General features: G+C 41.4%; 26 protein-coding genes. 20 read left to right on the forward strand and 6 right to left on the reverse strand.

The annotated features are described in order from the left end of the window. The coding region (locus ASG81_RS32990; RefSeq protein ID WP_235548957.1) for a hypothetical protein at nt 1-181 on the reverse strand (181 nt) is incomplete at its 3' end. Between the two features lie 1,416 nt (nt 182-1,597). Between ASG81_RS32990 and ASG81_RS20660 the strand changes: the two genes are divergently transcribed. Continuing rightward, nucleotides 1,598-1,786 carry a hypothetical protein gene (locus tag ASG81_RS20660; protein WP_056638612.1) on the forward strand — a complete coding sequence of 63 codons (189 nt, stop codon included), beginning with the start codon at nt 1,598-1,600 and terminating at the stop codon, nt 1,784-1,786. Here the strand turns inward: ASG81_RS20660 and ASG81_RS20665 are convergent. After that, nucleotides 1,773-1,982, reverse strand: a complete 210-nt coding sequence (locus ASG81_RS20665) for a hypothetical protein (protein WP_056638614.1) — start codon at nt 1,980-1,982, stop codon at nt 1,773-1,775. The two genes, ASG81_RS20660 and ASG81_RS20665, sit on opposite strands and share 14 nt — an antisense overlap. After that, complete coding sequence (locus tag ASG81_RS20670) at nt 1,972-2,310, reverse strand: YolD-like family protein (RefSeq protein ID WP_056638618.1); 339 nt, start codon at nt 2,308-2,310, stop codon at nt 1,972-1,974. Before ASG81_RS20670 ends, ASG81_RS20665 begins: the two co-directional genes overlap by 11 nt. Nucleotides 2,311-3,168: 858 nt before the next feature. On the opposite strand from ASG81_RS20670, the gene ASG81_RS20675 reads away from it, so the two are divergent. The 4 genes from ASG81_RS20675 to ASG81_RS20690 all read left to right on the forward strand — a co-directional run bounded on the left by ASG81_RS20675 (nt 3,169) and on the right by ASG81_RS20690 (nt 4,875). Then, entirely contained in the window at nt 3,169-3,957 is a 789-nt protein-coding gene (locus ASG81_RS20675; RefSeq protein ID WP_056638621.1) for a ParM/StbA family protein, read from the forward strand. Beyond that, complete coding sequence (locus ASG81_RS20680) at nt 3,954-4,196, forward strand: hypothetical protein (protein ID WP_056638624.1); 243 nt, start codon at nt 3,954-3,956, stop codon at nt 4,194-4,196. Before ASG81_RS20675 ends, ASG81_RS20680 begins: the two co-directional genes overlap by 4 nt. Before the next feature lie 120 nt (nt 4,197-4,316). Continuing rightward, nucleotides 4,317-4,577, forward strand: coding sequence for a hypothetical protein (locus tag ASG81_RS20685; protein ID WP_056638627.1), 261 nt, complete (start codon nt 4,317-4,319; stop codon nt 4,575-4,577). 1 nt (nt 4,578) lies between these two features. After that, nucleotides 4,579-4,875 (forward strand): hypothetical protein, encoded by a 297-nt coding sequence (locus ASG81_RS20690; protein ID WP_056638630.1) that lies wholly within the window; start codon nt 4,579-4,581, stop codon nt 4,873-4,875. 104 nt (nt 4,876-4,979) lie between these two features. On the opposite strand, the gene ASG81_RS31180 is transcribed toward ASG81_RS20690, so the two are convergent. After that, nucleotides 4,980-5,153, reverse strand: coding sequence for a GNAT family N-acetyltransferase (locus ASG81_RS31180; RefSeq protein WP_162255049.1), 174 nt, complete (start codon nt 5,151-5,153; stop codon nt 4,980-4,982). Nucleotides 5,154-5,513: 360 nt separating this feature from the next. After that, a complete protein-coding gene (locus tag ASG81_RS20695; protein WP_155971736.1) occupies nt 5,514-5,684 on the reverse strand; it encodes a hypothetical protein in 171 nt (56 codons plus the stop codon). A 209-nt stretch (nt 5,685-5,893) separates the two neighbouring features. On the opposite strand from ASG81_RS20695, the gene ASG81_RS20700 reads away from it, so the two are divergent. From ASG81_RS20700 to ASG81_RS20755, 13 genes are all read left to right on the forward strand, one after another. Beyond that, nucleotides 5,894-6,280, forward strand: coding sequence for a tyrosine-type recombinase/integrase (locus ASG81_RS20700; protein WP_056638634.1), 387 nt, complete (start codon nt 5,894-5,896; stop codon nt 6,278-6,280). Between the two features lie 1,060 nt (nt 6,281-7,340). Further along, nucleotides 7,341-8,090 (forward strand): class I SAM-dependent methyltransferase, encoded by a 750-nt coding sequence (locus tag ASG81_RS20705; protein ID WP_056638637.1) that lies wholly within the window; start codon nt 7,341-7,343, stop codon nt 8,088-8,090. Between the two features lie 244 nt (nt 8,091-8,334). Then, on the forward strand, nt 8,335-8,628 hold the full coding sequence (locus ASG81_RS32995) for a site-specific integrase (protein ID WP_235548958.1): 294 nt from the start codon (nt 8,335-8,337) through the stop codon (nt 8,626-8,628). Beyond that, nucleotides 8,594-9,154 carry a tyrosine-type recombinase/integrase gene (locus tag ASG81_RS20710; protein WP_235548959.1) on the forward strand — a complete coding sequence of 187 codons (561 nt, stop codon included), beginning with the start codon at nt 8,594-8,596 and terminating at the stop codon, nt 9,152-9,154. Before ASG81_RS32995 ends, ASG81_RS20710 begins: the two co-directional genes overlap by 35 nt. A 126-nt stretch (nt 9,155-9,280) precedes the next feature. Continuing rightward, nucleotides 9,281-9,811, forward strand: a complete 531-nt coding sequence (locus ASG81_RS20715) for a hypothetical protein (protein ID WP_056638640.1) — start codon at nt 9,281-9,283, stop codon at nt 9,809-9,811. A gap of 622 nt (nt 9,812-10,433) precedes the next feature. Beyond that, nucleotides 10,434-10,799: a hypothetical protein gene (locus ASG81_RS20720; RefSeq protein WP_056638642.1), complete on the forward strand. Its 366-nt coding sequence runs from the start codon at nt 10,434-10,436 to the stop codon at nt 10,797-10,799. A gap of 269 nt (nt 10,800-11,068) precedes the next feature. Beyond that, on the forward strand, nt 11,069-11,491 hold the full coding sequence (locus ASG81_RS20725; RefSeq protein ID WP_056638645.1) for a hypothetical protein: 423 nt from the start codon (nt 11,069-11,071) through the stop codon (nt 11,489-11,491). 190 nt (nt 11,492-11,681) lie between these two features. Beyond that, on the forward strand, nt 11,682-12,200 hold the full coding sequence (locus ASG81_RS20730) for a DinB family protein (RefSeq protein WP_056638648.1): 519 nt from the start codon (nt 11,682-11,684) through the stop codon (nt 12,198-12,200). A gap of 218 nt (nt 12,201-12,418) precedes the next feature. Further along, nucleotides 12,419-12,922 carry a DinB family protein gene (locus ASG81_RS20735; protein ID WP_056638651.1) on the forward strand — a complete coding sequence of 168 codons (504 nt, stop codon included), beginning with the start codon at nt 12,419-12,421 and terminating at the stop codon, nt 12,920-12,922. A gap of 629 nt (nt 12,923-13,551) precedes the next feature. Beyond that, nucleotides 13,552-13,917: a VOC family protein gene (locus ASG81_RS20740; RefSeq protein ID WP_155971740.1), complete on the forward strand. Its 366-nt coding sequence runs from the start codon at nt 13,552-13,554 to the stop codon at nt 13,915-13,917. A gap of 185 nt (nt 13,918-14,102) precedes the next feature. Beyond that, nucleotides 14,103-14,462 carry a nucleotidyltransferase family protein gene (locus ASG81_RS20745; RefSeq protein ID WP_056638657.1) on the forward strand — a complete coding sequence of 120 codons (360 nt, stop codon included), beginning with the start codon at nt 14,103-14,105 and terminating at the stop codon, nt 14,460-14,462. Further along, nucleotides 14,452-14,829: a HEPN domain-containing protein gene (locus tag ASG81_RS20750; RefSeq protein WP_056638660.1), complete on the forward strand. Its 378-nt coding sequence runs from the start codon at nt 14,452-14,454 to the stop codon at nt 14,827-14,829. The genes ASG81_RS20745 and ASG81_RS20750 overlap by 11 nt, the downstream gene beginning before the upstream one ends. A gap of 282 nt (nt 14,830-15,111) precedes the next feature. After that, the gene (locus ASG81_RS20755; RefSeq protein WP_081417477.1) at nt 15,112-15,636 is read left to right on the forward strand and encodes a GrpB family protein; all 525 of its coding nucleotides are present in this window, start codon (nt 15,112-15,114) and stop codon (nt 15,634-15,636) included. A 143-nt stretch (nt 15,637-15,779) separates the two neighbouring features. Here ASG81_RS20755 and ASG81_RS20760 read toward each other — a convergent pair whose 3' ends face one another. Further along, entirely contained in the window at nt 15,780-16,301 is a 522-nt protein-coding gene (locus tag ASG81_RS20760; protein WP_056638667.1) for a hypothetical protein, read from the reverse strand. Nucleotides 16,302-16,768: 467 nt separating this feature from the next. On the opposite strand from ASG81_RS20760, the gene ASG81_RS31185 reads away from it, so the two are divergent. Beyond that, complete coding sequence (locus ASG81_RS31185; protein WP_155971741.1) at nt 16,769-16,987, forward strand: hypothetical protein; 219 nt, start codon at nt 16,769-16,771, stop codon at nt 16,985-16,987. Between the two features lie 142 nt (nt 16,988-17,129). Then, nucleotides 17,130-17,438, forward strand: coding sequence for a prephenate dehydratase domain-containing protein (locus tag ASG81_RS20765; protein WP_056638670.1), 309 nt, complete (start codon nt 17,130-17,132; stop codon nt 17,436-17,438). Nucleotides 17,439-17,577 lie beyond the last annotated feature (139 nt).

A 17,577-nucleotide genomic window follows, 5' to 3' on the forward strand; every position in this document is an offset into this window, starting at 1 on the left:
GATTTGGAATCCGGAGTCTTTTACGTTGATAGGGGATCTCCGTTCCATTCATTATCATAGTAAGACTAAATTGCTCTTGAAGAGGGGCATAAGGTTGGTCTAAACGTTGGCATGCTCTGGAAGCATCTCTGCTTTCCCACATGCCATTACCTTCAAGTTTCTTACGTTGTTTGATCGTCATGTAAGCACCGCCTATTTCTTTAGTGCCTTCATTATATTGAACATTAATTCCTGTTTCATGATTTTAAGACATTACTCCATTTTTGCGGGAATGCTTCTTCTGCCAGCTGCTCAAAGAACAGGCCCCCAGGTGCAGTCTAATTTTTCATTCGTTCCTCCATACCGGCCATTGCGATTCCTACATGATTTCGTAAGTCGTAGAGCAATGGCACCTTCGTATCTGGGATACGTCTGATGCAGAAAGTAAGATTAGTTAATCTTTCATGGGATTTCTACATTCAAGACTCAGGGTGAGTATCAAAATCTTCAAGCGGTAGGGGAGAAGTCAGCGACCTGTACATACAGCTGTATGTACAGGTATGGTTCAGATTTATCCCACCCTACCTCGAAGACAGCAAAGGGGCCACAGCTGCGGATACCGCTTCTCCGACGTTAATCGGCAACACCCACAAATCTTACACCTAAAATATAGGTTGTTCTACATCCAAAAATCATCTAATTTGACTTGTTTTCGGTAAGCTTACGTACCGCGTCCACTAATGCCTTCATGGTCTTACCGGCAGGCATATAATCTCTATCTTTGCAGACCCTCGAAATGGTCTCCGGACTAACTTTAGATATTTCCCTTATTTTTTCTTGTTTTATCCCATGCCGATCAATGAATTCACCAAATCGACTACGTTCCTTTCCAAACATTTTTCTCATCCTTCGGCGAATCACGAATCTCTGTAGTGCATCAGTATGGACAAGACTCTGAAACTATAAACGTCTCTTTTGTCATGAAATCAAAAATATTTCATCACAAGTGTAGAAAGATGGAACCAAGCGGTGCTGCATAACATCAAACATACGTAAAACGTAAGGGGCACTGAGCTTATCTACGTTTTACCTACGTTTGAAGGAGGGGTTATATGGAACACCATTACATTGGACTTGATATCGGAAGAAATGGGGTAAAGGCGTACATAGGAGTTTAATAAAATGCTCAAGTATATGGATATCTTGATACCCAGGTATCTAGTGTGGTATTGTTTCACCTCTTTTGAATTTAAAATTAGTTTGTACAAATACAGTTGCAGTAACCCAAGAAAAAATGGTATTAATAAATGAAAACAAAAACAAGAGATGCAACCTGTACATACAGCTGTATGTACAGGTTGCACTTTATTAAGAATCTGCATGCCACGAATAAAAAGTGAAATCGAATACCATTACGTCAGCGGGCTTTGCACCATCATACATGAGATCAGTCACGAATACCCGCGGTAGTTTGTTCGGAAATTTAGCCAAGCCTTGCATAGCGCTCCTTTGAAGGGAAGCAAACGGATATCCTTGCCTTCATCTTAAAGCATATCGAACATCACAAATATGAGGGATTCATCATATTTTTTCGGTGCACCCCAACCAGGACGCGCTGGTGTTTAAATCCATCTTAGCTACCGATGCGCATTTATCAGCTGCTTTGTTTAACAAAACGCCGGTTATGGCATGGCAAGAAGGAGAGATGATTGACAATGGTGGTGTGATTGAAAAGCAAGATGAGCATACCGTAACTATAAACAACATGTATTATATGAAGTCCGCTTGCGAATTCAAGGTTCGCTAAGCGGCTTTTTTACTTCATCAAACTTCCCTTGATACAAATCATCCAGCAGATGAGTGAGCATGATCTTCTTTGCAACCCACATCAAAATCATCCCGCTATCAATGCCCTTGGCTTCATCAAAGCCTTCAATCTTCAAGCGCAGCTGCTCAGCATTCATCTCAAGGTGCTCGATTAATTTTTGACGATCAATCCTCAAGCTGGGCACCCTCTATGTCCCGGATAGCAAACCATTCACCGTCAACCATGAACCGGCCCTTTAGCTGATCGACCCGATCGACGATGCCGATGATCACCAGTTCCTCAAATTCATGGAACATCCGCAGCTTGACCTGCTGCTGCTGTTGCAGTGATTGTCCCACGACGCGAGAAACGTCTTCCCACTCCTGCTCATCGAGTTCGATACGCTGCCGCTTTTGTCGTTCCCGATCCCATTCATTCAAAGCCACTTTATGTTCAGGGAGCATCATTCGACTGCTCTCCCACATGCCGTTACCCTCGAGTTTCTTGCGTGGTTTTGACGTCATTAAGAACACCGTCCTCATAAATTTGATGTTCTTATTATATGCGAACAAATGTTCTATATTCAAGAGTTAAGAAGTGACATTTACTTCTACCGGTCGGTATGGCTCCTAATTTCGTAAGCCATTACGCGATGGCAGCTGCATATCTATGCAGAGAGTACGAGTGGGTACTCTTTCATGCCTTATTCAACCTCTAACACTCTGGGTGATGCTGGATATCAAAATCTTCAAGGAATTAACGGTAGGGGAGAAGTCGGTTTAAAAACCTGTACATACAGCTGTACATATGTACAGCTGTATGTACAGGTTTTTTCTAATTAAACCCTAATCCCTCAGTTCGGGCCGCTTACCCGGCTGCGCACGCGCTTCGCCGACATTACTCGGCAACACCAAACCCTACACCTCAGATTTAGAATGTTCTACATCCAAAAATCATCTGATTTAACCTGTTTTCCGGTAAGCTTACTTACCGCGTCCACTAATGCCTTCATCGTCTTACCAGCAGGCATATAATCTCTATTTTTACAGACCCTCGAAATGGTCTCCCGACTAACATTTGATATTTCCCTTATTTCTCTTGTTTGATCCCATGGCGGTCAATGAATTCACCAAATCGACTGCGTTCCTTTCCAAACATATTTCTCATCCTTCCGCGAATCACGAATCACTGTATAGCATCAGTATGGACAATTCGACGAAACTATAAACGTCTCTTTTGTCATGGAATCAAAAATATTTCATCACAAGTGTGGAAAGATGGACAAGCGGTGCTGCATAACATCAAACATACGTAAAACGTAAGGGGCACTGAGGTCATCTACGTTTTACCTACGTTTTACCTACGTTTAAAGGAGGGTTTATATGGAACACCATTACATTGGACTTGATATCGGAAGAAATGGGGTTAAGGCGTACACAGGAGGGCAGACCTTGTATATTCCGTCAATCGTGGGGGAGTGGCGAGAGCGCAGGCTTCTTTCCCGGCGAGATGACGATATTGAAGCGGTATTTCAGGGCGAGCGCTATTTTATTGGAAACTTGGCAGCTAATGAGTCCGAATTTGGGCGTTATATGATGACCGATGACAAAGCTCATAACGATACATTGCTTCTTGCCCTAGTATCGATCCACATTGCCGGTTGTTCGAATGTATCCATCATAACAGGTCTACCTGTAGAACATCACCGTCCAGACTCGAAAGAAGCTATGCGCAATCTTTTGAAAGGGCAATGGGATATCGAAGTAAATGGTAAGGATCGTAAGATCTATGTACATGACGTTAAAGTGGCAGTGGAAGGAGGAGGAGCGTTCTGGTCAGCTCCTCAAGAGGGCCTAGTACGTGTCATCGATGCGGGAAGTAAGACCGTTAATTACGTGACAATGCGGGATAAGCGATACGTAGACCGGGATTCTGGCACATTGCCTTTTGGGTTTAATACGAATAAAACAGATAATCCCAGGCAAATGGCGGCTCGGATCGCGGGTGAACTCGGTAAGAAGTGGGCTTCCACTGATCACGTTTTGATAAGCGGGGGCCGCGCAGAAGAGCTCACGGAACTACTTAGGCCATATTTTTCGAAAGTACAGCCATTGCCAAATCCTTTGTTTGCAAACGCGATCGGTTTCTATCGTGCAGGAGGTGGTTTATGAATTTCACACGAAAAGCCATCAGCTTCAACATTGAAAACAATCACCAACGAGATCTATTTGAGTGGGTCATTGCGCAGAGCGGCAAAAACTTTAGCGGTTATGTAAAGTCCGTATTATATGCTCATATGGTAGCTGGAAAAGGAGGGGTCAGCAGCACCGCATGCAATCAAGAGACATCTGTTTTCAGGGTTTCTGAGAAAGTAAGTGATGATACAGAGGCAATGAATGATATTTTCTAGGACAGAGAAGGAAGGAGGCCCGGATATTTCCATCTATCCTCCTCCCTCCGACCGCTATAAATCCACTGTCATGACGTCATGACAGCGAAGATAACGAACTTAAGTGGAGGTTGATTGGCAATGGAGAAGAGGGTAGATCGGATTGATAAGAAACACCGGGTGACGCTCAGGATAGATGAAGTGACCCATAGTGAAATCGATGCGCTTAGCTTCCGTCATAACATCTCTCTTAATTTGTTTTATACCGAAGCCATTGAATATGCCCTGGACAGCGAAGAATTCATGAAACGGATAAACAATAAATACAAACGAGATATGCGCCGGGGGCACTTTACGTACCAACAGGATATGCATACATTAAGACGCGGGAGGTTGGTTTAGTATGTCATGGCTTGGGGATGCTTTATTTGGTAAGCGTGAAAAGCAGCCAATACTTGTCCATCTCTCACCGAAAGTGGTCGCCGGAATGGAAACGCTGGTGTACCTCCATAACGCTCGGACAGCTGAGATCGATCACATAACCCTCGACGATGTAATGGAATACGCAGCCGGGGCCGTGGTAAGAAAAACGCTGAAGATTGCCAATCGCGAAGAACCAAAGAAGAAGCCTGTTGATTCGCCCGACGTCGTAGACTACGTAACACATCGGATCGGCGGCGGAAGGAGACAATTGAGATAGAAAATAAGCCCCCAGGCTAATAAATAAGTCTGGGGGCTTATCATTCTATACGGAATAATACTGGACAGAATCTAATAAAAAAAGCTCCAAAAGGAGCCCTATCATTACTCTTCTAGTTCGCCAAGTTTTAATACCATGTTATAAAGCTCGCCATTTCCTCGTTGTCTCGAACTAACTTTAAAGCCATATTTCTCATAAAATGAAAGAGCGCTTGGCAATGCTTCAATCGTGATGAAGTTACATCCGCTATTTTTTGCTATTTCCTCTACAAGATCCACAACTTCTCCAAGTAAATACTCTCCAAACCGATGAAGTACACGATCCCGATGACGGATGTCGACGCCAATATAGTGCAATTTTACAGCTGGGAATAAGTCTAGCTCAGGAAGTTTCCATCCGTGTTTGGCCTTTTGACTAGGAAATAGGTGAACATTGATCGTTATACAAAGTAAAAAACCTGACTAGGTTTTGACTTTCATCAAAATACAGCCGGGTAACCGCTGATCGAAGCAAATGTAATTTTAAAGCTTGTTCTTTTAAAAAGAGTTCAACACTGATTTCATCAGAACAATTAAATCCATCAATAGCCTCTTTGAGTTCCAATGATATATGTTTGTACGTTAGCATTGTTCCAGAAGTTATTTCCTTTCCGGTGCACGTTTATGAGTTTTCATCAATTGACGCAAACGATCCAAACCAGGATCAGATGTTTTTTTCGTACTGGTCGCATAATTAATGAACTTATTCATTTCTTCTTCAGAATCGAACTCCAAGTGAGTTGGACGAATTGGTTTTATTTCAGTCTTCATTTTATGTCGACCTCCTTCCGAGTTACCCTGCTTTGGCATACACACTCCTCCTGGTACAAGCTTGTCCGTTAAAGGATACAGCTAAACCAAATAAAGTATGTCTCCTTAGCTAAGGTTACAGCATCGGTAAAAAAACAGAATACTGTATATATAGCTTAACATCAACTATTAAGACTGTAAACAACTGAGCCCTGGAAGGAACCGAGTACTTGTCGGCCGATGCAAGGGCTGCCCTGGCTGATTATTTGGAATTCGAAAGGCATCTGGATTATGCGGAGGAAACGATTGCCTTGTTCTTAAATGCGAAAGGAACACCAGCTCGAAATATAGATGGCCGACTATATCCCAGGTCCATTAACCGAATCCTTGAGCAAATCGGTAAATGGCACGATGCAGAGCTGAAAGATCCGGAGCGCCACCTTTCACCGCTGCGCCCGCATGACTTGCGCCATACCTTTGCCAATGAATTAGCTAAACATCCTGATGTGACAGAGCAAGATTTGGAACGGCTGTTGCGGCACCGGAATAAACGATATTTGAGCCTTTATACGAGGCCGCCAGAAGCCACGTCTACGGGGTTTGTTGAAAAGTTATAGTACCTGAACTGCAGTACTGATGAGTATTACTTATGATCTTTTACCATTAATATCATTTATAATTAACCCCGTTGATAGAAGAATTGGAGGGATCGCCATAGTAGAGCGGTGCCTTACATCGAGATCCCAATCTGTCTAGGATATTGATCCATAATATTGATGGAATAGTCTGCGAGGTTGAAGTTTTTGAGCGACGCGCTTAATTAATGACCAAGCGACCACAACTCTTGAATAAATGTCTTAGACTGGGTGGGGCGTTAAGCTAACTGGAGGTTAATTGAATAACTCTAGTTGTGATAAAGGATGTTTGATGCCTTTCCACGAATAACTGAATAGCTGACCTTGCATGAGCCTACCCTAGGGAATTTTAAAACAATGCCTGTTAACCAAGTCCATTTTGAAGGGGAAATTCACATGTCATGCTTTATTTGTGATAAGCATCTTGGTTATTCCAATCAACCACCTGGTGGATATATTTACGAAGATGAACACTGGAAATTAAACCATGTATCTAAATAATAAGCTGCCGTTAGTCTTTCGCGGACGCCATTTCCATCTATGTTCCTCCCATTTTTATACCAAAATATCGTTTTTCATGGCACGTGGCTAAATTGAATTTATGATGTTTTGTACAATAAAACAAGCCCATTTTCGCCGTGCCAAAAAATATGCATTCTGACTTGAAGGTATGAGAGGGCGACAGTTTTTGAAGTATTTGGCAGTATAGCGACATAAAAATTATTTGCAGAATGTCATTTCATTAATTTATAATAAAAAGAATCTTTCAAATGAGGTGAAGTGGATGTCATTCCGTATCGTTCGAAGTAATTAGTTTTCGGGCTGGAAAAAACGCGTACCAGCTTTCAAGGGGGTTCTTTGCCCTTTTGATTACATGAAAACTATAACTTCGAACGGTGTCGGCTGTCATCGCTAAATTATAAAAGCCAAGGGACACCAGGCGAGTCTGGATCACTGGACTGATGAATTATTCATTGGTTCCTGTTCAGCTTCCCGAAATCCTTTGGTTTTTTATTATCTCATTGAAAAGGTGGAGAATAGGTTGAATGAATTAGAGTATAAGAATTTTTACGATCGTGTTGGAAAACTAAACGGCTGGGACTTTAGTAAAGTAAAATGTATATCCGAAGGAGTAAAATGGAGCCTTTACTCTGAGGTAACCCAAAGATGCAAGAAGTCTGACATATTGCTTGATATCGGTACTGGCGGTGGCGAAGTTTTATTAACAATAGCTGAGTTTGCTTTACTTTTAGTGGGAATTGACCATTCAAATGGAATGATTCAAACTGCAAATCATAATCTGGAAACATCAAATACAACAAATGTACGCTTTTTACAAATGGATGCTAAAAATATTGAGTTCCCCCAGAGCTTTTTTAATGTGGTATCTTGCCGGCACTCACCTTTCTATGCAAAACAGGTATCAAAAATCTTAGTAAAAGACGGGGTATTCCTAACGCAGCAAGTAAGCGAAAGTGATAAGCTCAACATTAAACAAGCTTTCGGAAGAGGACAGGATTTTAGAACTGATGAAGGAATTTTAAAAGAAAGATATCTTTCTGAGTTAGCTGAAGCTGGTTTTACCGATATTCAGTCTTCCGAATATAATGCAATAGAATATTACGCAACTTATGAAGATTTAGTATTTTTGTTGAAATACACTCCGATTATTCCGAACTTTGGGCAAAATGAAAATGATTTTACTTTACTAAAAAAATTCATCGAAGAAAATCAAACTAATAAGGGAATAATGACGAATTCAAAACGTTTCATGATAATCGCAAGAAAATAATTAAGGGTAACACCTTGGTTATTTATAATCTACAACTAACGGGTTCGATAGTTGAATGAGAACACATCGATGAGCAGGCGCTGCAATAGCCTGCTCATTTTATTAAGCTAACGGAAACGATAGCGTCATCGAAAGGATGCCGACTAATCGATAGCCTTTGCTCACCTCCCTCGGGAATACTTCATAGATTAAATCCTCCCATTTCAAGCAAAGCTAGAATTAAAAATACTAGGGAGGCTTTTTCATGAAGTTAAACGATTTGTGGGCGCTGTATGAAGCCGATAAGCGAATTCTAGGGTTTAGTCCTCATACCTTAAAAGCATACTCTCTTCAATTGAGAATTCTCATTCGGGAAATAGGTGACATTGAAATTGAGGAAATATCTTTGAGCTTGCTTAAGGAATATTTGGCAAAAGAGGCAGAACGGTTAAAACCAAGCAGCTTAGGACACCGTATTCGATTTGTGCGATCCCTATTTCGTTTTGCATTTGAAGAAGGGCATATTGCCCGAAATCCAAACGGAAAAACGCATTCCTAAATTTCTGATTGAGGAAGATGTTATCCAACTTAAGATTTCTTGTCTGTCGAATCGAGAGCGTGCTCTTTTAGAATTTTTATATTGTACAGGTTGCCGCGTTGGTGAAGTACAGAAAATAAACATCGAAGATATAGATTGGGAACATTGCTCAGCAATTGTAAATGGAAAAGGGTCAAAACAGAGAGAGATTTATTTTACGACTGAGTGTAAGCTATGGTTAAAGAGATATCTGGGAGATAGACAGGATTCATGTAAAGCCCTATTTGTAACAGAAACATATCCGATCCGTAGGATGGCGATCCCTACAATACGATGTACAGTCAAAAAAATGGCAAGCCGCGGAGAGTTTTCGGTGAATGTCTACCCTCATCGATTTCGTCATACATTCGCTTGCCAACTACTGGATAATGGTGTACCGTTTTCATCCAGGGGATGCTTGGTTGGCCATGAGAAGGCATCCACTACCCAAATATATGCCCAACTTCGGGGCGAACGTCGTAAAGAGTTGTATCGTCGCTATTTTTAAGTGCTTCTTTGGACTCCTCTAAACTATCGGGCAGGGATCCTTTATTTACCTGTTTGTGAGTTGCAACAAAATGAAAACTATAACGTTATTGTCTGCAGATACAAGCACAAGGGAGAAGTGGTAATATTGAACATGAATCTTGTGGTTTATGGCTGTATGATGCTCATAGCATTATCGGGATGTAGCGGAGGCAACGCTACTGAGGTTAAGTTTGGAGACCCACAAGCTGTTCATCAACGAGCTGCCGATACAAATTCTGATTTTGTTGCTACAAAGGAAGTAATCACAAATGTGCCAACAGCCGCAGTGGTGAAGAAAGAAGGTTTCACTAATACTGACGCCATCGTAATGGTTTTAAAGGCTCGTGCAAAGGGACTAGGAAGTAAACCTTCTGTAGATTTCCCGACTAATTCCGGACAAACAAAAATAGTTGAAGGTACGATCGGAGGAAAGTCTGGGAAAATAAATTTGGAGTTGAGAACGTTCGCTGAAGAAAAGAAAGACGGGACATTTGTCGTAACGCTGACCAAAGATTGGAATGTAAAAGTAGGAAACAAAGAAGTCATTAGCTATTGGGAATATCAAGTGGACTCCAAAGCGAAAGTTACACTTTTGAAAAGCGAAGACAATGACAAATTGGTCGCGATAATAAAGTAAACCATCATCATGGCTTGTTTCACTAACGGATGACGTTACTTAAAAAGGATCACCGGCTGCCGTGCAGTCTGTAGATCCCTTTTTCCTTCGCTGGCTGTTTAGCGTAACTTTTTATTGAATGTTGCGTCATAAATTAAAACAGTATCAATTGGAGGGATAATCATAAATACGATTGTTTTTCGTGGATTATTTTTATCGTTTTTATCTGGGCTCTGTATATTCTTTGTTGATGAGTTATATAACCACATAGAGACTCAAAAAATAATCATGGATATTGAAACGAATCCTCTTTCCAACATCTCTCAATACTTCCCAAGAAACTATTACTTGTTTACTGACTACCTTTGGTTAGATGTAGGCGTTACTTTTGTTACCTCGTTTTTACTCTTCTTTATTACGAGCACTATCTTGAAAAACACCAAATCACTAATCTAACGGATTACGATAGTTCAAACTCGGAAGGGCTGCCACATGGCGGCCCTTCATTATGCTAACTGGCAGGATAACGCAACTAACCAAAAATTGGAACGTAGTATGGTACAACAAGGTTTTAACGTGAACGGAGGGTTTTTGTGAATAGACTTACTCATACTCTACTCGTGAAAGAAGGGACTTACATATAATGAACATCAATCTGATCACCTTTTTCATTTTGGCAGTCATGCAGGGCTGCGCAGCAACCCTCGCTGCAGTCCTAATGATTCCGGATGATATGGGAGTTGCTTTCTATTTCTGGGGTTTCATAGGGCTGACCTGGCTGTATATTTCGGTCCTTCTGAGTATTGATCTGTTAAAAAAAGATCATCTGGTCCTCGGAGCGATTGTGAAGGCCGTCAAAGGTGGCCGGGTCACCGTGACACTGGAGTCAGGTAAGGAAGCCCGGTACTTTGTGATGGATCAGGATCTTGCCTCCAAACTGGTACCACGGCATCACGTCGAAGTTGTCGTACTAAGACGGATGAAGCGAGTTATCGATGTACGGACATGAATGTACACGCTAATTGATAATTCTTGTATGCTTTACCGAACCACGTTATGCTAACGGGTACGATAGCGAAAAGCGGTTGCTTCGGCAGCCGTTTTATTTCCTCTGCTAACTGGCAGGATATTTTAGTTAAAGGATGATTGGACGAAACAGCAACCTTATCATATTTCCAGCGTCTTACTTATGCTTGTCATCATGTTCGGTGTAGGGGGGGGAGTGAGAATTTTTCCAACTCCTAACCACGCACAACAATTAGAAAAGAGGGTTGCTCAATGGTAAAAGGAATGTTTGTAGCATTATTAAGCTTGTCACTATTAACTGCTTGTTCAACTCAACAGCAAAAGGTTGCATCATTGGCTGAGGCCATTGGTTCGGAAGGAATCGGCATTACTGAACAACAAAAAAACACTGACAATTCTAAACTTGATGGTATCACACCCGTCAGATATAAACTTGATAACACCTTAGAAACCATTATGGTTTATGACTTTGGTTCCAAAGAAAAACGGGAACTTGGGCAAAAACACTTTCAAGAGCGTCAACAACTTCTCAGTTCCTATGCCCCGATTGTCTACAAGGCACAGAATTATCTCGTTCTTTATTACAGTGATGTTGTTTCGAAAACGCTAACCCCCAAGTTGGCTGAAACGGAGTATGGAGAAAAGCTTCAAAAAGCATTCAAACGAATCGGGTAGCCCTGAGTAAGGGAATTTGTTGAGCTAACGGGTACGATAGTTCAGCGGCAGTCTAGGACTTATTTTCACATCCCTGGCAGCCGCTGTTTCTATTATTGATGTCAGTCTAATACTTATTTTTCGAAGTCTGATGGTTTTGTAATAGTATGATGAATACATAAGTAAACTACAAAAACCGGAGGTAATTGAAATGACAAATCATAGTTTGAGATTTTACGACTATCATGTATGGGCAAATAAAATAATCTTTAATCGATTAAAGGAGCTTCCGCATCACCTATACAAACAAGAAATTCAAAGCGTGTTTTCTTCGGTGTCGAAGGTCATGGCACATATATACAAGGTTGATTGCGGTTGGTTGGACATCCTGATGGGTAAAAGTATGAATGAAGCTATGGAAGCTTCTTTTCAAATCGAGGCGGATGCAGAAGCTAGAAGCCTTGAGGAACTGGAAGCTATGTATGATGATTTGTCCGTGAGATTCAAAGCATGTATTAACGGGCATGCGGATCTTGAGAAAGGGGTTGTCTTGGATAATCCTTACGCTGGAATTTTAAACACCAGATATTCAGAATTTATTATACAAGTTGTGAATCATGGTACGTACCACCGAGGTAATCTGTCTGCTATGCTTCGTCAACTGGGCCACTCCTCTGTTATGACAGAATATGGACTTTTTATGTACCAGGATGAATCAAACTCCAATTAGGACAAAATCCGTCTTTTGCGGCTACTTATGCAAGAACGGTTACGTTTTTACGCCAAAAGGAGTCTGTACCTTAAAGTGATAGTACAAGTTACAAGCACCAGAGTTTCATTTACATTTGCATAACTCTGAAGAGTAACTAACGGAACACACACTTACAAATATTGAAATAAAACAATGATATAATGATGTTATTCCATTACAAAAGGGAGATGTTGGATATGTATAAACACATCGAGGATTTTGCCGCAACTTGGCGGAATGAAACGGCAGCAACGATGCGGACGCTGGAGACGCTCACCGACGAGTCTCTTGGCCAACAGATAACAAGCGACCATAGAACGCTTGGACGTCTTGCATGGCACCTTGTACAGACGTTGCACGAAATGCCATCGCGGACTGGATTGTCTTTCGAAGGACCGGGCGAAGATGTGTCGGTGCCAGCTTCGGCAGCGGACATTGCGGCGGTCTATAAGCGGACCTCGCAAGCGCTCCTTGATGCTGTACAGTCCAGTTGGAAGGATGAGAATCTGCTCATCATGAGCGACATGTACGGCGATCAATGGCCGAACGGCTTGACGCTGGATATCCTCGTAAAGCATGAGATTCATCATCGCGGTCAAATGACGGTCCTGATGCGTCAGGCCGGCCTTCGTGTGCCGGATCTTTACGGCCCGACGAAAGAGCAGTGGGCCGAATATGGTGCACCGGCTCCGGTAATATAGAGTAAGACTATATCCCGCTTTGGCCGTTTGGCTGAAGTGGGATTTTTAAGCATTTTATCATGAATGAATGATATTTTTTACATTTATTGTAGGAGGACAAGAACATTGACCGAATGAAGCCCGCGTAGATTCCATGCTACGATAGCAAGTCATTTGTCGAGGTTGCCAGAAGCTCAGCAACTCATGTTCACGATGGATAATCAACACGGGGGTACTCTGAAAAACAATGTTAGCAGGAGTTCAAGACACAAAGTTCCCCTTACGTCGCTAATTCAATCGTGCACAGCGACGGGATTAAAGTGGTGGATTGAATCTCGGGCAAAAGGGATAACATCGGACAACTGTTGTTCAATTAAAACGAGAACCGCAGCCATTAGAGACATTGCCGGTGAACCGTACCATAGATGAAGAGTCCAGATCATTCCGCTAACGGGTACGATACTTGATACGGCTGCTGCGAAGCAGCCGTTATTGCGTTAACGGTCAGATTTGCTCAACCGAATGAAGGATTAGTCTGACACGGTCTAGAATATCTTGGTACAAGTTCCTTATTAAGTTGGCTATACCGTGATCCAAGTGAAATTAATGTGAGGGGGATCTTTAGTGGAACAGATGAAAAGGAAAACGGTTTGACCGGAATTGATGGTGTTTATATCCCGGTTTCTAACAGGAAGCAGTCCGAGGCATGGTATGTTGAGCATTTTGGGTTAGAGCATGGCGGAGATTATTTGCTTGTGGGTAGGCAGGAGGTTTTCCTACGTGAGCGATTAGACCAACAGGTTCTAACTTTTCGGACAGACCAGTGGTTGGAAAACGGCGAAAGCTATGAAATGCCGGTTGTGTGTTTTAAAACTTCAGATATTGTCGGACTGTACGAGTATGCCCGCTCGAATGGTATTCGTGTTAGCGAACTGCTTGAGCATAACTGGTTTCGAGAATTCGATTTCTATGACCCCGATGGTAATAAACTGAAAGTATGGCAGCCGAACGAGTAGCCAGGGTTATTAAGCTAACGAGGGAGTTGAATTACCAGGGAGCAGACCACGCCGCGGCAGCTACTCCCTCTTCCATTGGAGTAACTGGCAGATTAGCGTAATCCTAAATCCTTCAATAAGTGCTTTTACTCAAGATCATTTAAGGCTAAAATAAAATAATAACGAGATAAAAGAGGAGAATGTCCATGAGAAGTTTAAAGGTTGCGGACATTACTACATTGTCTAACAATGAAAAACAAGCAATCATACTCTTAAAAGAACGGCTCGAACAGAACTTTAAACTTGTAAAACTGATCATGTTTGGCTCTAAAGCTCGAGGCGATCACAATGAACATTCCGATGTAGATCTAATGGTGTTAGTTGAAGATCCAAAGACAACAGAGATACGAGAAAAATTGTCGGAGTTACAATTTGATGTAATTATGGAACAAGACGCTCCATTAATGAGTACAATAGAGAATTATAAAAATTGGCTTGAAGAAAAAGATATTTCCCTACCTTTCAAGGATAATATTGAAAGCGAAGGTGTTGAAATTGAGATATAGTGAAGCGACCAAGCTATTGTTGAAGAAATCTGAAGGATCATTTCAATCAGCCAAGACCGATATAGAAAATCAAATATATGATAGAGCCGTGAGTTCACTATATTACTCTGCTTTCCAGGCAGTGACAGCTTATATGTTGCATAAGGAAATCAGAAGTAAAAGCCATACACAAGTTCGATCATTTGTGAATAATGAGTTGATTCGCCCTGGACTTATATCCATTGAACTCGGAAAAATGTACAACAAACTAATGGATATGAGAAGTGATGCTGATTATAGTGATACTGTTACATTTACCAAAGATCAGGTAGAGAGATTGTTTGAAAAAGTTAGAGAATTTAATCTATCCATTCGTAATATAATTTAAGCATGTAAGCAAGACAGCACCGCTACTACGATGGTGGTAAGGATTTCGTTCTTACGGACAGCGGACTTGATTTTCACTTGGATTAGTAGGGCAGAAATAAATGAAAAGGTGACGAGAAGTTTCTCGTCACCTTTTTCGTTAAGCTATCGGGTACGATAGTTGAAACGATCCAGGGAGCAGTTTGCCGCGGCAGCTGCTCCTCATTGTTTATTAAGCTAAAAGCAGATTACTTCAATAGTCTGTGATAAAATAATGCATGCTCAGGCAAGGAGGAGGGTACTTATGGAAACGGTAATAATTGAAGAATATAACGACGAATGGCCATTTATATATCAAGAGGAGAAAAGAAAAATTGAGGAAGTTATGACTGATAAAGCAATTGCTATTGAACATATTGGTAGTACTTCTCTTCAGGGGCTAGGAGCAAAACCGATTATCGACTTCATGGTCGGAGTAAACGAATTAAAAGAAGTTGAAGCCTTTATTGAACCCCTTGCAAAGATAGGGTATGAGCATGTTTATCACAATAAATTCCCTAACAGAAGGTTTTTCAGGAGAGGTCAATGGAGAGCAGGAACGCATCATTTACATATTTACGTTTATGGAAGCGAAGAATGGAAAAACAATATTTTGTTCAGGGATTATTTAAGAGCCCATCCAGAAATGCTTAAGCAGTACAATCAATTAAAAAAAGAACTTGCAGAAAAGTATCATCATGACAGAGTTGCTTATACCAATGCCAAGCATCCATTTATTCTTGATGTAATTCAAAAGGCAAAATTGAGTGAGGAAAATAACCACCGTTGATTACGCTAAACGGGTACGATAGTTCACTCCGAGAAGTTGCCGAGGCGGCAGCTCATGCAATCCGCAAACGGGATAGCTCAACTGAATGTCATGAACCTTACTTAAACAGAAAAGCCGCCCTGAACTGGGCGGCTTTATGTGATCTAGCTCCACTTCACGAAGGAGTCCGGTGAATTGCGTATTAATGCAACCAAGAATTTATTTGTTCTAACGGTGATTTGGGTTAGTCGCTCATATGCCGACTGAAAGAAATCACGAAGCTCGGTATCTAAATCCAGATCATCACGAGATACACAGGGAAAATCAGTAAGAAGAACCGGATGATTGCGGGAGCGGAGCATGGCTTCAACGTCTTGCAAAAGTGCAACGAACTCGAGATCCTCAATTTCGCGCATCTTCTCGTTCAGCGCAGCCCATCTCGGCTCCTGAGCCATAAAAAAGGCACTCCACCAGTATAGTTCCTGTACCGACTCAATAACATGGCTGTAGTAAGTGCGGAAAATAAATAAAGCTTGTTGGCCGGAGGTCATTTTATGGTAAAAATTGGCCAAATCAAGCCCTTCGCTGTTTATCTCCTTGTATGTTTGGATAAGCGGTTTAAAGCAGGCGGAAATTAGCGCATCGTCTTCCATCTCTTGAAAAACTTCACGTTGCATTGTTAACATTTCCACAACCCCTCCTTCATCCCAATTGTAGACATTCACTCTAGCCCATGCAAGGAAAATGATTTGGTCCACTAAAGAACTATTACTCCATGACGACAGGCTGCTGGCAACATCGGCAGCCTGCTCAACTATCTGGCAGGTTAATGGAATGATAGAATGGTTTGTATAAGGAGTTGTTTTCTCATGAAGTATTTAGAAAACTTAAGACAAAAAAATAATGAGTTCAAAATAATATTGAGACTTTATTAGAGAAATATCAGTCTTATCCTGTCGGTTCAGGTTACATTGACATTATTACGAAGTATGAGTTAAGTGAAAAGTTAATTGAGGAACTTTCGAATGCAGGGATAGCAATTAACGCTGTAACTTGGTGGTGTCATTGTTCAGACGAAAATAAAAAACTTTATGGTTGTCCTCACGGCATGGGCGGCCCCAAGTGTACCTGCTGTGATGGATATTATAGTGAAATGGGGCTTGATTACGAAACTTTTGAAATTGCAGAAAGTGAATACAACAAGTTGGAGACTGGTGTAGTAACCAAAGACGAAATATACTCAATAAATCAAGCTGTATGGAACTATATTAGAGAATTTTCTTGTCACGAACGTTTTAGCGAATGCTTTACACCAGCACTATGGCTTCATGTTCCAGACGAATGGAAAAGAATAAAATACTTGAAGCGTTAAGCTAACTGGGAACGATAGCGCAATGACAATAGGCTGCCGATATCGGCAGCCTATTCTGGTAACGGGCAGTAGAGCGTAGTGAAGTATAATGTACTTTAAGGAAACTAGCTGTATAATTGTGTAAAAAAAGGGGCTTTTGAGGATGATTAGAGTTGCTTATTTAGGTCCAAAGGGGACATTTTCAGAAGAAGCTGCACATCAGTTTTTTTCTAAGCAAACAGCTTGGGTTATGCACGAATCCATAATGGATGTCTTAGAAGCAGTTCATAAAGAAGAAGTCGATAAATGTATTGTCCCAATTGAAAATTCAATAGCTGGTAACATTCATATGACCGTTGATGGTTTGCTTATGTACGACTTGCATATTGAGGCTGATCTTATTTTTACAGTTTCTCTTCATGAGCTTCCCCCGCATTGGCAGGACATTGTCAGGAAGCCTAAGAAATACTGAACTAACAGATACGATAGTTATCGAAAGGGCTGCCATGTGGTCAATGTCATTTAGTTTAGTTCAAAGACAAGAACAGGAATAAAAATGAAATCTGAAATGGCATGGGAAAAGTCCTGTGCCGTTTGTTTTTTTTGTGAAA

The sequence above is a fragment of the Paenibacillus sp. Soil522 genome, assembly GCF_001428245.1.
GTDB lineage: Bacteria > Bacillota > Bacilli > Paenibacillales > Paenibacillaceae > Pristimantibacillus.

What these genes read in the sequence shown, in the direction of transcription:
- ASG81_RS20745 (WP_056638657.1), top strand. Translation starts at nt 14,103, where the DNA reads ATGAGAAGTTTAAAGGTTGCGGACATTACTACATTGTCTAACAATGAA.
- ASG81_RS20680 (WP_056638624.1), top strand. Translation starts at nt 3,954, where the DNA reads ATGAATTTCACACGAAAAGCCATCAGCTTCAACATTGAAAACAATCAC.
- ASG81_RS20685 (WP_056638627.1), top strand. Translation starts at nt 4,317, where the DNA reads ATGGAGAAGAGGGTAGATCGGATTGATAAGAAACACCGGGTGACGCTC.
- ASG81_RS20730 (WP_056638648.1), top strand. Translation starts at nt 11,682, where the DNA reads ATGACAAATCATAGTTTGAGATTTTACGACTATCATGTATGGGCAAAT.
- ASG81_RS20720 (WP_056638642.1), top strand. Translation starts at nt 10,434, where the DNA reads ATGAACATCAATCTGATCACCTTTTTCATTTTGGCAGTCATGCAGGGC.
- ASG81_RS20735 (WP_056638651.1), top strand. Translation starts at nt 12,419, where the DNA reads ATGTATAAACACATCGAGGATTTTGCCGCAACTTGGCGGAATGAAACG.
- ASG81_RS20690 (WP_056638630.1), top strand. Translation starts at nt 4,579, where the DNA reads ATGTCATGGCTTGGGGATGCTTTATTTGGTAAGCGTGAAAAGCAGCCA.
- ASG81_RS20765 (WP_056638670.1), top strand. Translation starts at nt 17,130, where the DNA reads ATGATTAGAGTTGCTTATTTAGGTCCAAAGGGGACATTTTCAGAAGAA.
- ASG81_RS32995 (WP_235548958.1), top strand. Translation starts at nt 8,335, where the DNA reads ATGAAGTTAAACGATTTGTGGGCGCTGTATGAAGCCGATAAGCGAATT.
- ASG81_RS20725 (WP_056638645.1), top strand. Translation starts at nt 11,069, where the DNA reads ATGGTAAAAGGAATGTTTGTAGCATTATTAAGCTTGTCACTATTAACT.
- ASG81_RS20695 (WP_155971736.1), bottom strand. Translation starts at nt 5,684, where the DNA reads ATGAAGACTGAAATAAAACCAATTCGTCCAACTCACTTGGAGTTCGAT.
- ASG81_RS20670 (WP_056638618.1), bottom strand. Translation starts at nt 2,310, where the DNA reads ATGACGTCAAAACCACGCAAGAAACTCGAGGGTAACGGCATGTGGGAG.
- ASG81_RS20755 (WP_081417477.1), top strand. Translation starts at nt 15,112, where the DNA reads ATGGAAACGGTAATAATTGAAGAATATAACGACGAATGGCCATTTATA.
- ASG81_RS31185 (WP_155971741.1), top strand. Translation starts at nt 16,769, where the DNA reads ATGGGGCTTGATTACGAAACTTTTGAAATTGCAGAAAGTGAATACAAC.
- ASG81_RS20760 (WP_056638667.1), bottom strand. Translation starts at nt 16,301, where the DNA reads ATGTTAACAATGCAACGTGAAGTTTTTCAAGAGATGGAAGACGATGCG.
- ASG81_RS20675 (WP_056638621.1), top strand. Translation starts at nt 3,169, where the DNA reads ATGGAACACCATTACATTGGACTTGATATCGGAAGAAATGGGGTTAAG.